The sequence below is a fragment of the Brevibacterium moorei genome, from assembly GCF_024580735.1.
Classification (GTDB): Bacteria; Actinomycetota; Actinomycetes; order Actinomycetales; family Brevibacteriaceae; genus Brevibacterium; species Brevibacterium moorei.
Window position 1 is genome coordinate 31,091 of the sequence record NZ_JANIJX010000002.1, and the last position, 12,766, is coordinate 43,856.

The window sequence follows — 12,766 nt, forward strand, 5'->3', positions numbered from 1 at the left end:
ACGGCCGGCCGAATGGAACCTCGTGTGAATGTCAAAAACTCTTGACATCATATGTCAATGATGCTTTACTTTTTTGTGTAAAGCATCATTGACATTGACGAAAGAGAGGTGCCATGGTCGAAGCCCGGACGCCGGTCCCCACACTCAAGGGGCGGCGCAAAACCTCAGGGCTGACCCAAGCCCAGTTGGCGGGAACCGTCGGAGTCTCCCGTCAGACCATCATCTCGATCGAACGTGGCGACTACGCCCCCAGCGTCTACCTGGCCCTGCGCATCGCAGGCACCCTGGACGCGACCGTCGAAGACCTGTTCCCCTTGGAGGAATCATGACCGATAGCACACGACGCACCAATGAGTTCGCCGACCGTCTGGCGGGGCTGAATGACCCGTCGATGGGCGATGAACGCGAACGCGACATCATCCTGCGGGCCTATGCACTGACCGCGACGGTCGGAACATATGTGAGCATCTGCGTGGGGATCCTCTTTGCGCTGATCGGGGCCGGCTTGTGGTCGCTCCTGCCCGTCTTGGCCAACGGGCTCACGGGTGTAGTGGCCGCCGGCTACTGCAAACGCGAAGGGGTCGACCTCAACCGGGCAACCCTGCGCACCACCGGACGCCGCTTCGCAGTCACAATGACGATTGGGGCCGTGCTCGCCCTGTTCCTCGTCGCCGTTCTGGCCTATCACATGCAAACCGGTCAGCCGGTGATCGATGTGGGCCTGGGCGGCTGGCCCACCGGCACCACCGGCTCATCGACCGCGACCGGCGGGGTGATCGGCGGTATTATCGGCGGGGCCGCCGTCATCGTCTTCATGGCCATCCGGCGCAGGCGCCAGCAGGTCCTAGACCTGCGCGATCGCGAAAGCGCCTGGGACGCGCCCGATGAGAACTGATCGCCCCGCACCAAAAAACACTGTGGCCCGCATCCTGTTACGGATGCGGGCCACAGTGCAGTGGAAAGAAGCTCAGTGCTTCTTGCCGAAGCCCTTGTAGCGGTCCTTGAACTTCTCAACGCGGCCGGCGGAGTCCATGATGCGCTGCTTGCCCGTGTAGAACGGGTGCGAGGCGGACGAGATTTCAACGTCGACCAGCGGGTAGGTGTTGCCGTCTTCCCATTCGATGGTCTTCTCGGTCTTGACCGTCGAGCGGGTCAGGAATTTGGTGCCCGAAGCCAGGTCGTTGAAGACGACCGGGTGGTAATCCGGGTGGATGTCCTTCTGCATGAGTATCCTCTTTCGAATTCTGTGAGCCCTGGTGCCGGGCCCTGAAGGGCGCACATGGCCTGCCAGTGCTCAAATTCTTCTTCGATCCGGGTTCGGACCAAAAGACAACTATACCGTATGTGATCCACCCGGACACAGCTCACGGCAACCGGGACGCATGGCCGATAGAGTGATTCCCATGACATGGAACAGTATTCCCGACTCGGTCGAAACCGTCCCCGCCACCACCCGAACCGATCTCCTGGCCCCTGCCACCGCCCAAGCGCTGGCCGGTCCGGGTGCAGATGCTGGCCCGATCGACGTGTTCGCGATCGACCCCGACTTGGCCGACACCGCGGCTCTGACCGCGGCATACGACCTGGCGCCCGAGGCCTCGGCCAACTGTGTGCTGGTCGCCGGCACCCGCGGCGATGACGAACGCATCGCCGCCTGCGTGGTCCTGGCCCATACCAAGGCCGACGTCAACAAGCGGGTGCGCAAACTCATCGACGTGCGCAAGGCATCGTTCCTGCCGATGGAGCGCGCAGTGGCCGAATCCGGGATGGAATACGGCGGGATCGGGCCGATCGGCCTGCCGGAGAACTACCGGGTGCTCATCGATACCCGCGTCGCCGAGGCACCGGAGATCATCCTGGGCTCGGGCATCCGCGGCTCCAAGCTCATCCTCTCCGGTGCCACCCTGGCCGCCGTCCCCGGCGTCGAGGTGATCGAGGACCTGGGCATCGAAGTCGGCTGAGTGCCCTGCCGGCCGACCGCACTATCCGCGTTCGGGCCCGTCCGGGGAGAATAGGCCGAGGAAGCCGAAGACCCATGTTTGGGCGATCGTGCCGACCTCTCCGGGCAGGCCCACCCAAGTCACTCCCAACAGACCACCATCGCCACGCCCCGTGCTCTCCAGGATTCCCGCCACTATCCAGAGGAGCACGAACAATCCGGCTATGCTCAGGCCGGTCCCCACCACGGTCCGCGTGTTCCGCCGCCGCGGCGTCGCCCCGCCGTACCCGGATAGCGCTGAGCACAACCAGACGATGCAGGTATTGACCCCCACCAGGCACAGGCTGTAGAGCCAAAACACTCCGGATGTCAAATCCAGGCCGGGGAAGGCGAACACGGATGCGATGACGACGACGCAGACGTTCACCCCCAGAAATCCCGCGGTGGCCCGCAGTCCCGGTATGGAAGTCACCGCTTCGCCTCCTCACCCACGCTCCTCCACTCAGGTTGACCTATCCTGGTCAAGGACCCGAATACTCCTATACTCCACCGGCGACCAGGTCCCGGCGCAGCTTCGCGGCGGTTTCCCGCCAGCCCGGGCGCGCGGCGTACAGGCAGCCCAGGCGCAGCCAGGTGGCCCGTTCGTACAGGTCGAGGGCCGCCGGATCCACGCCCGCCTGCGCCGTCGCCTCGTCCACGGCATCCACTGCCGCCTGGGCGCGCGATGCGCTCCAGATCCCCTGCCGGGCCCGCCATCTCAGGTGGGCGCGCAGATTGGCCGGGTCCAGGGCGATATCGGCGATGCAGGCGGTGTCCACGTCGAGCAAACCGGGCGTGGTGGAGCCGTCGAACAACAGCTGTTTGTCATGGAGGTCGCGGTGACAGGGTGCGGGAACGATGTCCCGGTCCTCCAGCAGATTCGCTGTCTCATCCAGCAGGGCGGCGAAGGCCGGATCGATCCGCTCCACCCCACCGGCCCGGGCCAGGTTGTCGGTGAGGATCAGGGCCTCCGCCCGGCCCGTGTGCACCGGGGTGTCCCCCGGCAGGTCCTCCGTTCCGACCCCGACGGACCGCCGCCATGACTGGGCACAGGCCCTCCAGGCCCGCTCCCATGCGGCCTCGGTGAACGCCCCTGCATCGTGTAGGCCGACTCCGGCCAGGGCGGCGAAGGTCACGGTGTCCTGCGTGGACGTCAGTATCCGGGGTGTTGCGAAGGGACCGGCGAAGGGCCTGGCCCGTTCCACTCCTGCCAGGATCTTCGCGGCCTTCCCCGGCCTCACGACCTTGGTGTACCGGGTTCCGTCCGGACTGCGCACCACTGCGCGCTTGCCCGGCTTGTGGCTGACCAGAGTGCCAGCCAAATGAGCCAGTGCAGGCAGTCGCGGATCGTCCGGGAGGGATTGCCCTGCCACCTGGGGACCCGCCGGTACCGGGCTCATCGCAGCGGTCCTTGTACCGTGGGGGCGGCGAGCGCCAGGGCGACCAGGCGGGCGCGTCTATCCTGCCAATCCGGGCGCAGGGCGCGCAGGGGTTCGTCCAGGCGGGAGCGCAGGGCCGTCGACTGGCTGCGCCGCACCTCTGCGGTGAAGGCGGTGTCGTCGAGGTCCCTGGTGGCGCCGTAGCCGGTGAGGAAGTCTGTGGCCAGCCGGGTTCCCTCTCCAGGTCGGTCCAGGTCGATCACCTCGCAGGCGGCCAGCCAGGATCCCACATCGCGTGCCGCCGGGCCCCGCGTCGCCCGGTCCAAGTCGATGATGCGGATGGCGGGCTTCTGGCCGGTGGGCTCTTCCGGGTCCGCCACCAGGATCTGGTCCGGGGATGCGTCGCCGTGGAGCAGCACGGTCTCCTGGCCCGTGGTGGCGCCCGCCCTGGAGTGCGCGTGCAGCGCGCCCAGGGCGTGCCCCGCAGCACAGGCTGTGGCCGGGTCGGGGTGCGAGTGCAGGTCGCCGGCGCCCCAGAGCGGGCTGGCGCTGGTGGTGCCGCGCCGTCCGACGGACATGCTGGGCAGGACGGGGGCGCCCAGGCTGCGCCACAGTGCGGTGGCGCGCACCAGCGGTAGGGCGGGTCCCGTACCGATGCGCAGGACGATGGGTTCTCCCGTGCGGTCGTCGTGGGTTGCCACGATGAGTCTGCGCCGGGGGTTGTATTTCAGTACCGTCCAGGTCTCCGGTGTGCCATAGCGGCGTGTCCTCACGACGGCGTGGACCTCGTGGGCCAGGGCAGGGTCGGCGCTCGCTGGGCCGGTCAGCAGGACCCGGCCGGCCCCCAGTTCGTGTGTTTCGATACGGGATCCGGCCTTGGCGACCCGCCGCAGCGCCCCTGTGATCTTGGCAGGGTCGGTGAAGATCGCGCAGAAGCCGTGGCGGCACTCCGCTGTGGATCGTTCGCCGAGGCCTCGGCCCGCATCCTCCGCCGGTTCCGGCACGGCACTGCGCCAGGCCACGATGAGGGACTCCCCCGGTTTGATCCGCACGTATGTGGGTTCCGCCTCTTCTCCCAGGAGCTCGGCGAGCACCGCGGGATCGGCCAGCCGGGGAGTCGCGGGCAGGGCCGCGAGCGCGTGCACGGCCGCGGCGGGATCCTGCGGCAGGTCCGTGCTGCGATCCGCCGGGTCCGATGGCGCTCCCGGGTGCGCGGGCGCCCTCATGCCCGCCCCTGGGTTTGCAGGCCGGCCCATCTAGCCACCCTGCCGCCGGGTCGGGTGAGCAGTTCGGCGGGTGCGCCGTCCTCGACGATCCGCCCGTCCTCGAGCCAGATGAGCCGGTCGAGGCCGCGCAGCATCGCGACATCGTGGGTGATGGCCAGGGTGGTCCGTCCGGTTGTCAGCTCGTCCAGACTGCCCACGATCGCCTCGCGGGATTCGGGGTCCAAGCCGGTCGTCGCCTCGTCGAGGATCACGATGGGCGCCTGGCGGACCATTGCCCTGGCCAGGGCGATGCGCTGGCGCTGTCCGCCTGAGAGGGTGTCGCCGCGGCCGCCGAGCACGGTGTCGTAGCCTTCGGGCAGGCTTTCGATGAAGTCGTGGATGCCGGCCCGCCGGCAGGCGTAGGCGATCTGTCCGGCGCTGGCGTCGAGCCTGCCGTAGCGGATGTTCTCCCGGATGCTCACGGCGAACAGCACGGATTCCTGGAGCAGGATGGAGACATTGGCGCGCAGCCCGGCGCGGGTGACCTCGCGGGTGTCGAGGCCGTCGACAAGCACCCGTCCGGTTTCGGGGTCGGACAGGCGCAGCAGGTAGCCGGCCAGGGTCGACTTGCCCGCTCCCGATGGTCCCAGCAGTCCGACCCGTTGGCCGGCCGGGATGTGCAGGTTCAGGTCCGTGAACAGGCTGCGGCCGTATCCGTCGCGGCTGCCCAGGCCAACGAAGTCCAGGTCGCCCTGCGCCCGGCCCATCGTGATGGCCCCGGGGGCGTCGGCGATGTCGATGGGTTCGTCGAGCAGTTCGGCGATCCGTTCCCCCGAGGCGGTGGCGCGGGCGATCCGGCCGGTGTACTTGGCCATATCGCGCAGGGGTTTCATCGCGATCTTGAGATACATGATGAACAGGACCATGTCGCCGGGCGTCATCGCCCCTGACAGTACCCGCCAGCCGCCCAGGACAAGGACCAGAGCCGAGGCCACGCCGACCAGCAGGTCCGTGGAGCGTTCGAGGGCTGCGGCCAACCGCTTGGAGCGGACCCCGGCCTTGAGCGCGCGGGCGTTGCCGTCGGCGAAGTCCGCGGCGACGGTCTGTTCCAGTCCGTATGCCTGAACGACGCGCATGGCGCCCAGCGCCTCGGCCGCGGAGTGGACCAGCTTGCCCTCGCCCTTGCGGGTGGTACGGGCAGCCCCTGTGATCTTCGGGCCGGAAAAACGGCTGATGACCAGGAATGCGGCGGCGGCCACGACGACCACCGCGGACAGCAGGGGGTCGAGGATCACTACGACGACCAGGAGGACGAGCAGTGTGATGACGTTGCCCACCAGGGGCAGGCCTGCGGTCACAGCGACTTCCTGGAGCCGACCCACATCGCCGACCAGACGCTGTGAGGTGTCGCCCACGGAGGCCCTGGAGTGGTACTTCAGGCTCAGTTGCTGAATGTGGTTGAAGACCCGGGAGCGCAGCAGGGTGGCCACGCGGGAACCGGCCAGGGCGAAGCACACGGTCGCCGCGTAGTTGCACAGCGCGCGGGCACCCACGATGATCGCCAGGGCCAGTGCCAGGGAACCCAGGGCGATGGCGGAGTTCCGGCCCAGGTCGATGCCGAAGATCTGGGCACCGTCCGCTAGGCGGGCGCCCAGACTCGAAGAGACGAGGTCGATCGCATACTTCATGGGCCAGGGCTCGAGCACGCGGAAGGCCACATCGCCCAGCAGCGCGATCAGGCCGCCCAGGGCGATCCACTTCTGGCCACCCGCATGCGGGCGGATGATTTCCAGCGTGCGGCGCACCGCGGAGGCGCGGATCTTGTCCTTCTTGCTCATACGAGCTCCAGCCAGGCGCCGCAGCGCCGGTCCCAGGAGTGTCGGTTGACTGCCGCGTCCCGCGCGGCGGCGCCCAGCGCGGCCCGCCGCACCGGGTCGTGGGCCAGGGAAACGAGTGCCGCGGCGAGTTCGGCGACGTCGCCGGGCGGCACCAGGACACCGACGTCCGAGCCCAGCAGACCAGGGATTTCGCCGATCCGGCTGGCAACCGTGGGCAGGCCGGCGGCCAGGTACTCGTAGACCTTCAAGGGCGAGAAGTAGTGGTCGCCCGCGGCGGGGTAGGGTGCAGTCGCCACGTCGAAGCCGTGGAGGATTTCGGGCACCTGTGCCGGTGCCACCGCGCCGCGGAACAGCGTGCGCCCACCGATCCCGAGGTCGGTGGCCAGAGCGCGCAGGGACTCCAGTTCCGGGCCCTTGCCACAGATGTCGAGGCGCCAGTCGACCCGAGGTCCTCCCGGCAGAGCGGCCTCAGCTGTGACGGCGCGGGCGAATGCCTCGAGCAACAGGTGGGTGCCGTGCCAGGGTTTGAGTGTGCCGACGAACCCGACGGTGAAGGTCCGCTTGTCGGCAGCCGGCCCGCCCGCAGTCGGTGCGGCGGGGGTGATCCGGTGGGCGTCGACCCCGTTGGGAACCACCAGGGTCCGGGCCCCCGGGCACTGCTGGAGGACCCAGTCCGCCACGCCGACGCTCACACAGGTCGCCACCCGTGCCGCTTCCAGCTGAGCCACGGTGGCGACCAAAGCGCCCGCCCGGTCGTGCAGTTCCCGGTATCTGGCCTGCTCGTCGATCAGCGGCGCATTGACTTCGAGGACGAAGGGCACGCCGAGGGCCGCGGCGGCCCGAGAGCCCGCGGTGGAGAACAGCGAATAGCGTTCGTAGACCAGGTCGGCTCCGGCCACCGTCACCGCACGCGCCAGGGAGTCGGCGGCCGCGGCGATGGCGCGCTCGCGGGCGGCGGTGTCCGCAGTCCGGGCCACCGGCAGTTCGACCACCGGCAGATCGGCCAGGTCCGCGGGCACTGTGTCGTCGCTGCGGACCGCGTAGACGGTGACGCTGTGGCCCAGGCGGCGCAGGGCCCGGATGACCTCCTGGACGTGGACGGATGCGCCCTTCGTTCCGAACACCCCGATGCCGGGGTCTGCCAGCAGATAGGCGATCCTCATGCGCGCACCCCCGCCGGCTGTTCGTTCACGACCACCGGTGGCAGGGGTGCGGTGTCGGGGCCCGGCGTCTGCAGTTCGGCCAGGCGGGCCGCCTGCCGGCGGGAGTCGAAGCGGGTCTCGATGAGCGCCCTGGCGGCATCCAGCCGGGCCAGGCCCTCGGCGCCCTCGGCGATGGCCGAGGCCAGGGCGTCCGTGAGGGCCGCGACGTCGCCGGTGGGCACAAGCCGGCCGGTGCGCCCGTCGACGATCACCTCGGAGACCGCTGTGACGTCGCCGGCCACACAGCGGATGCCCGATGCCATGGCCTCGAGCAGCACGGTGGGCAGGCCGTCGGCGTTGCCATCGGAGCCGATGACGAAGGGGGCGGCGAACACATCGTGTTCGGCCAGCATCGTGCGGACCTCCGCCTGGGTGCGGGGCCCGAGCAGTCTGACGGTGTTTTCGAGGCCTGCGGCGGTGATCTGGGCGGCCAGTTCGGCGGCCAGCGGGCCGTCGCCCACGATGTCCACGCTCACCGGTGTGCCGCGCTCGCGCAGCCGGGCCGCGGCCCCGATCAGCAGTCCGAAGCCCTTCTTCTCCACCAGGCGGCCCACGGCCAGAATCCGTGTCCCGGATTCCCGGTGCGGCCGGTAGGGGAAGCGGTCCAGTTCGAGTCCGTTGTGGACCAGGTGCAGGCGGGTTCCGGGGAAGCGGCGGCGCAGATCGGCCAGGTTGTACTGGCTGATCGTCACGACGTGGTGGGCATCGGCGAATTTCCGAGCCAGATCGGCCTCGTCGACGGAGATGTGGAAGATGTCCTTGGCATGGGCGGTGCACGAATACGGCAGCTCGGCGATCCGCCCGGCCAGGCGGGCCACGGTGGTGGCGACCGAGGCGAAGTGGGCGTGTAAGTGCGTCACCCCGTGTTCGCGGACCAGGCGGGCCAGGGCGACGGCCTGGCCGGCATCGTCGTGGCCGGCTTCCAGCAATTCGGGCAGGGCGCGCTGCAGACCGCCGGCCAGGTTCTCACACCGCGCGGTCCGCTGCCATTGGTCCCACCAGCGGTGGGGGCTCGCGGCCCTGGGCACGTGGATCACTTCGGCGGCGACGCGGGCCAGTTCGGGATGGAACCGGGCGTCGGTGGTCGGCCGCAGGGCGAAGATGACGATTTTCTCCCCGCGGGCCTCCCGGGCCAGGATCTCCGAGACGACGAAGGTCTCGGAGAAGCGCGGGTACATTTTGAGCACATAGCCGGTGACGGAACGCGTCTCAGGCGACAAAACAGGACTCCTGCATCTGCTGGTGGTTCATGGTCTCGGTGGTGCTGGGATAGCCCAGCAGTTCGGCGGCCAGCGAGCCGATGCGGCTCAGGCCCTCCAGGTCGACCCCGGTGCGCTGGATCCTGGGCCCCGAATGGGCGCGTCGGAACCAGGCACCCACCGTCTGGGGCGTGCACGCCTCCTGCGACAGTGAGTCGACCAGGCCCAGGCCGGCCAGGGCCGCCGCCCGCCGTGGCTGTTCGGCTCTGCGGGCCGTGCGCGGGACGACCAGTGCCGGGGTGTCGGTGGCCAGCACCTCGGTCAGGGAGTTGTAGCCGGCCATGCATACCACTGCGCGCGCACCCCTGATGAGTTCCGGCACGTTCGCCGCGGAGTTCAGCACGAGGGTCTGCTCGCCGGCGGCGGCGCGCACGGCAGCGACCTCGGCCGGTGGCATCTGCGGGCCCGTCACGACGAGGTGCTCGCACCCGGCGGGCACCTCGGCGGCTGCAGCGGCGCGCGCCACCGGTCCGCCGTCGGAACCTCCGCCGAGCACGGTGAGCAGGTAGGGGCCGGCCGGTGCGGTGCCGGCGTCGGCCGGGCGGCCGTGTGACAGATACCCGGTGGCCCGGGCGCGGGCGGCCAGTCCCGCCGGCAACTCCCCCGTGGTGCGGGGATCGTAGACGTCCGGGTCCCCGTAGACCCAGACCGCGTCATAGGCCTCGCAAATCTGTTCCTGGCCGCCTGCACGGTCCCATTCGGCGGCCATCACCCCGGGGGTGTCGAGGACCTCGCGCAGGCCCAGGACCGTGCGGGTCGGATGCCAGGCGCGCAGCCGGGCCAGGGGCGTGCGCAGTTCCCCGCCGACGCCGAAGGGGTGGCGGTCGGCGATGAACAGATCGGGCGCCAGGGCGTCGAGCACGGAGGACAGGGCCGCGGTGCGCACTCCGGCCAGGCGCTTCGAGCCGACCTGCAGGCGGCGCGGTGCATAGCCGGAGCCGGTGCGGGCGAAGCCGGGCAGGACCAGCCAGTCCCAGCCGGCCGGCAGCGAGTCCCTGGGCGCGTCGGGGTGGCCGGCGATGAGCACCCCGCAGACGTCCTGGCCGGTCAGGCGCGGCAGATCCGCGGCCAGTGCATGGGCGATCGCCCGATTGCGCCGGGAGTGCCCCAGTCCCACGGAATCGTGGGAGTACATCGCGACCGTCAACGTCATCTGCCGGCCCCCTGCTCGTCCTCGCCTGCCTGTCCGTGCGGTCCTGTGTCCATGCCTCCCAGTCAACACGGTGGGTATAAGGCGCAGATGAGGCGTCGATGAGAGGGCTCTTATACGTGTGGTGCCGGCCGCAGTCGCAGCTCAGTCCACGCGATAGCCCAGCCCGCGCACGGTCGTGACGAAGTCCGCGCCCAGTTTTCTGCGCAGGTAGCCCACGTAGACGTCGACGACGTTGGACCCCGGGTCGAAGTCGTAGCCCCACACGTGGCTGAGCAGCTGTTCGCGGGAGAGCACCTGGCCGCGGTGCTCCATCAGCACGGCGGCCAGGGTCAGTTCGCGTGATGACAGGTCCACATCGGTGCCGGCGACCGAGGCGCGGCGTTTGAGCAGGTCGATACGGACGTCGCCGGCGACGATCTCCGTGGGCGTCTCCGGAACGGGTTGGGCCTGGGACAGTCGCAACCGGATGCGGGCGACCAGTTCGGCGAAGTTGAAGGGCTTGACCATGTAGTCCACCGCCCCGCCCTCCAGGGCCGCCACCGTATCGGATCCCGCGTCCCGGGCGGTGAGCATGATGACGGGCAGTTCGGGCCGCGAGGTGCGCAGTTCGTCGAGGACTTCGAATCCGTCGAGGCCAGGCAGGTTGATGTCGAGGACCATGAGGTCGAACTCCCCGGACAGGGCGTAGGACAGCCCGGCGATTCCGTCGCCCGCCGTGGTCGGGGTGAAGCCGGCGGCCTTGAGGCCCTTGGCGATGAATGCGGAGATCCGCGGTTCGTCTTCGACGATGAGGATACGGCTCATGGGCCTCGTACTTTCGGTCAGTCGCTGGATGGGGTGGGGTCGATTGGCAGGCTCAGGCGGAACACCGCTCCGCTGCGGGCCGGATCGGGGGGATCGAGCGAGGCCCGGCCGCCGTGGGCGGCGGCGATCGCCTGCACGATCGCCAGGCCGAGGCCTGCGCCCAATTCGTTCGTGTCGCCGCGGGAGAAGCGGTGGAAGATCTCCGCGCGGATCTCCTCGGGCACGCCGGGTCCGTCGTCGGCGACCCACAGGTCGACGGTTCCGTCCTGGGCGTGGACCTGGGCGCCGAAGGAGATGGTGCTCCCGGGTTCCGTGTGGCGCACCGCATTGTCGGCCAGTTGGAGGAGGGCCTGGGTCAGGCGCTGGGGATCGGCTGTGATGACAGTGCGTGGTGGTGGTTCGAGGTGCCAGTGGCGGGGGGCCAGGCCGCTGGCCTTGGCGACTACCTCGGGCAGCAGGACCGCCGGGTCGACCGGTTCGGCGCGCACGAAGTCGTGGCGGCGGGCCTTGGCCAGGACCAGCAGGTCGTCGACCAGCCGCGACATCCGCATGATCTCGTCGAGCAGCAGTTCCCTGGTCTGTTCGACGTCGTCCACATCGGCGACGTCGAGCACTTCGAGGTGCCCGCGCAGGATCGTCAGGGGCGTGCGCAGTTCGTGCCCGGCGTCGTCGAGGAACTTCCGCTGGGTTTCGAAGGCCTGCTCGAGCCGGTCGAGCATGGCGTTGAATGTATTGCCCAGTTCCGCCAGGTCGTCGTGCCCGGTGACCTCCAGGCGCTTGTCCAGGGCGCCCGAGGAGATCGACTGGGCCGTCGCGCGCAGGCTGGCCACCGGTTCGAGCAGGCGGCGGGACAGATAGCCGGAGAGGAACCCCACGACGATGACGGTGAACACCGCGACGATCGCATAGGTGCGCATGAACTCGGTGAGTTCGCCGCGGGAGGTGGTGACATTGTGGACGACGACGAAGGCCCCCGCTTGGCCCGGCTGGCTGACCGGCAGCACGCTCATCCGGTAGAGGGACCCGCCGATCCTGACCTCGGTCAGGCCGCCGGCGTCCTGGATGGCGGTGACACGGGACCGGAATTCCTCCTTCTGCCGCAGCACCCCGTCGTCGATCCCCTGGTAGATGACGGTGCCGTCGGTTTTGAAGGCGAACAGGGTCTCCGCGGACTCCGGTTCGTTGCGCGCGAGGAAGACGCTGAGCATCCGGTCGACACTGCTGAAGTGCTCACCCGTGTCCGGGTCGATGCCGCTGGCGGCCAGATCGCGGAATTCGGTGATCTCCTGGGTCATCGACCTGTCGATCCTGGTCTGCAGAGCGGCGGACTGGGCGATGTAGAGCACGACTCCGACGGCCAGCAGCGCCAGGGCGACGATGACGGTCACCCCAGCGGTCAGACGGAAACCGACGCTGGCCGGGCGGCGGGCCTCAGCGCGCCGGCGTACGACTCCCATCAGTCGTCATCCTCATCGTCATCGTCATCGTCCTCATCGTCATCTTCGTCGTCATCCTCCTGGTCCTCGTCGTCATCGTCTTCGAGGTGTTTGGGCCGATTGGGGGCCTTCTGGAAGTCCGGCGCCGAGGTCCGCGGTGCAGATTCGTCCCGCCCAGCCCCGCCGGAGTCAGCAGCGGGAGTCCGGGCCCGCCGCTGTGCTGAGGGGCTCGGCGCCGGGGTGGCGGCGGAGGCGCTCGGGGTCTGCGTGGCACGCGCGGAGGCAGTGGGCGTCGCCGTGACCCGGATGGGGGTGAGATCGGGTTCCTCGGCGCTCCCGCCGGACAACGAGTGCACCAACACGGCGCACCCGAGCAGGGTCACGAGGGTCACGACCAGGGTCACCCCCAGACCGGTCAGGCGTTTCATGTTCCAAGCGTGCCCCGAGTCCGCCCCCGGTGTCGAACGCCCAGATGAGAACCGGCTTAGGAATCCGGCCGGCTCCGGGGGCCG

Annotated in this window: 14 protein-coding genes; 3 read left to right on the top strand and 11 right to left on the bottom strand. The window is 69.4% G+C overall.

Going from position 1 to position 12,766, the window contains the following annotated elements; translation table 11 throughout:
- Window positions 1–113 precede the first annotated feature (113 nt).
- Together NQ034_RS01785 and NQ034_RS01790 are read left to right on the top strand one after the other, a co-directional pair.
- Complete coding sequence (locus tag NQ034_RS01785; RefSeq protein ID WP_257046688.1) at window positions 114–329, top strand: helix-turn-helix transcriptional regulator; 216 nt, start codon at window positions 114–116, stop codon at window positions 327–329.
- Entirely contained in the window at window positions 326–895 is a 570-nt protein-coding gene (locus tag NQ034_RS01790) for a hypothetical protein (protein WP_257046689.1), read from the top strand. Before NQ034_RS01785 ends, NQ034_RS01790 begins: the two co-directional genes overlap by 4 nt.
- Window positions 896–967: 72 nt before the next feature.
- Here the strand turns inward: NQ034_RS01790 and NQ034_RS01795 are convergent, their stop codons facing one another.
- Window positions 968–1,225, bottom strand: coding sequence for a type B 50S ribosomal protein L31 (locus NQ034_RS01795; RefSeq protein WP_257046690.1), 258 nt, complete (start codon window positions 1,223–1,225; stop codon window positions 968–970).
- Window positions 1,226–1,403: 178 nt separating this feature from the next.
- Here NQ034_RS01795 and NQ034_RS01800 point away from each other — a divergent pair, with 178 nt between their 5' ends.
- Window positions 1,404–1,961, top strand: coding sequence for a YbaK/EbsC family protein (locus tag NQ034_RS01800; RefSeq protein ID WP_257046691.1), 558 nt, complete (start codon window positions 1,404–1,406; stop codon window positions 1,959–1,961).
- A gap of 21 nt (window positions 1,962–1,982) precedes the next feature.
- Here NQ034_RS01800 and NQ034_RS01805 read toward each other — a convergent pair whose 3' ends face one another.
- The 10 genes from NQ034_RS01805 to NQ034_RS01850 form a co-directional block, all read right to left on the bottom strand.
- Window positions 1,983–2,411 (bottom strand): hypothetical protein, encoded by a 429-nt coding sequence (locus NQ034_RS01805; protein ID WP_257046692.1) that lies wholly within the window; start codon window positions 2,409–2,411, stop codon window positions 1,983–1,985.
- 67 nt (window positions 2,412–2,478) lie between these two features.
- Window positions 2,479–3,378, bottom strand: a complete 900-nt coding sequence (locus tag NQ034_RS01810; protein ID WP_257046693.1) for a phosphotransferase family protein — start codon at window positions 3,376–3,378, stop codon at window positions 2,479–2,481.
- Entirely contained in the window at window positions 3,375–4,583 is a 1,209-nt protein-coding gene (locus NQ034_RS01815; protein ID WP_257046694.1) for a phosphotransferase family protein, read from the bottom strand. Before NQ034_RS01815 ends, NQ034_RS01810 begins: the two co-directional genes overlap by 4 nt.
- On the bottom strand, window positions 4,580–6,400 hold the full coding sequence (locus tag NQ034_RS01820) for an ABC transporter ATP-binding protein (RefSeq protein ID WP_257046695.1): 1,821 nt from the start codon (window positions 6,398–6,400) through the stop codon (window positions 4,580–4,582). The genes NQ034_RS01815 and NQ034_RS01820 overlap by 4 nt, the downstream gene beginning before the upstream one ends.
- Window positions 6,397–7,563, bottom strand: coding sequence for a glycosyltransferase family 4 protein (locus NQ034_RS01825; protein WP_257046696.1), 1,167 nt, complete (start codon window positions 7,561–7,563; stop codon window positions 6,397–6,399). Before NQ034_RS01825 ends, NQ034_RS01820 begins: the two co-directional genes overlap by 4 nt.
- Window positions 7,560–8,780 carry a glycosyltransferase gene (locus NQ034_RS01830; protein ID WP_444861099.1) on the bottom strand — a complete coding sequence of 407 codons (1,221 nt, stop codon included), beginning with the start codon at window positions 8,778–8,780 and terminating at the stop codon, window positions 7,560–7,562. The genes NQ034_RS01825 and NQ034_RS01830 overlap by 4 nt, the downstream gene beginning before the upstream one ends.
- Window positions 8,781–8,811: 31 nt before the next feature.
- A complete protein-coding gene (locus NQ034_RS01835) occupies window positions 8,812–10,014 on the bottom strand; it encodes a glycosyltransferase family protein (RefSeq protein WP_257046698.1) in 1,203 nt (400 codons plus the stop codon).
- A gap of 141 nt (window positions 10,015–10,155) precedes the next feature.
- The gene (locus NQ034_RS01840; protein ID WP_257046699.1) at window positions 10,156–10,818 is read right to left on the bottom strand and encodes a response regulator transcription factor; all 663 of its coding nucleotides are present in this window, start codon (window positions 10,816–10,818) and stop codon (window positions 10,156–10,158) included.
- A 17-nt stretch (window positions 10,819–10,835) separates the two neighbouring features.
- The gene (locus NQ034_RS01845; RefSeq protein ID WP_257046700.1) at window positions 10,836–12,275 is read right to left on the bottom strand and encodes a sensor histidine kinase; all 1,440 of its coding nucleotides are present in this window, start codon (window positions 12,273–12,275) and stop codon (window positions 10,836–10,838) included.
- A complete protein-coding gene (locus tag NQ034_RS01850) occupies window positions 12,275–12,682 on the bottom strand; it encodes a hypothetical protein (RefSeq protein WP_257046701.1) in 408 nt (135 codons plus the stop codon). The genes NQ034_RS01845 and NQ034_RS01850 overlap by 1 nt, the downstream gene beginning before the upstream one ends.
- Window positions 12,683–12,766: the final 84 nt, after the last annotated feature.

Coding starts and splice junctions, on each gene's coding strand:
- NQ034_RS01820 (WP_257046695.1), bottom strand. CDS start 6,400: ATGAGCAAGAAGGACAAGATCCGCGCCTCCGCGGTGCGCCGCACGCTG.
- NQ034_RS01815 (WP_257046694.1), bottom strand. CDS start 4,583: ATGAGGGCGCCCGCGCACCCGGGAGCGCCATCGGACCCGGCGGATCGC.
- NQ034_RS01810 (WP_257046693.1), bottom strand. CDS start 3,378: ATGAGCCCGGTACCGGCGGGTCCCCAGGTGGCAGGGCAATCCCTCCCG.
- NQ034_RS01850 (WP_257046701.1), bottom strand. CDS start 12,682: ATGAAACGCCTGACCGGTCTGGGGGTGACCCTGGTCGTGACCCTCGTG.
- NQ034_RS01840 (WP_257046699.1), bottom strand. CDS start 10,818: ATGAGCCGTATCCTCATCGTCGAAGACGAACCGCGGATCTCCGCATTC.
- NQ034_RS01835 (WP_257046698.1), bottom strand. CDS start 10,014: ATGACGTTGACGGTCGCGATGTACTCCCACGATTCCGTGGGACTGGGG.
- NQ034_RS01785 (WP_257046688.1), top strand. CDS start 114: ATGGTCGAAGCCCGGACGCCGGTCCCCACACTCAAGGGGCGGCGCAAA.
- NQ034_RS01795 (WP_257046690.1), bottom strand. CDS start 1,225: ATGCAGAAGGACATCCACCCGGATTACCACCCGGTCGTCTTCAACGAC.
- NQ034_RS01830 (WP_444861099.1), bottom strand. CDS start 8,780: ATGTACCCGCGCTTCTCCGAGACCTTCGTCGTCTCGGAGATCCTGGCC.
- NQ034_RS01790 (WP_257046689.1), top strand. CDS start 326: ATGACCGATAGCACACGACGCACCAATGAGTTCGCCGACCGTCTGGCG.
- NQ034_RS01825 (WP_257046696.1), bottom strand. CDS start 7,563: ATGAGGATCGCCTATCTGCTGGCAGACCCCGGCATCGGGGTGTTCGGA.
- NQ034_RS01845 (WP_257046700.1), bottom strand. CDS start 12,275: ATGGGAGTCGTACGCCGGCGCGCTGAGGCCCGCCGCCCGGCCAGCGTC.
- NQ034_RS01800 (WP_257046691.1), top strand. CDS start 1,404: ATGACATGGAACAGTATTCCCGACTCGGTCGAAACCGTCCCCGCCACC.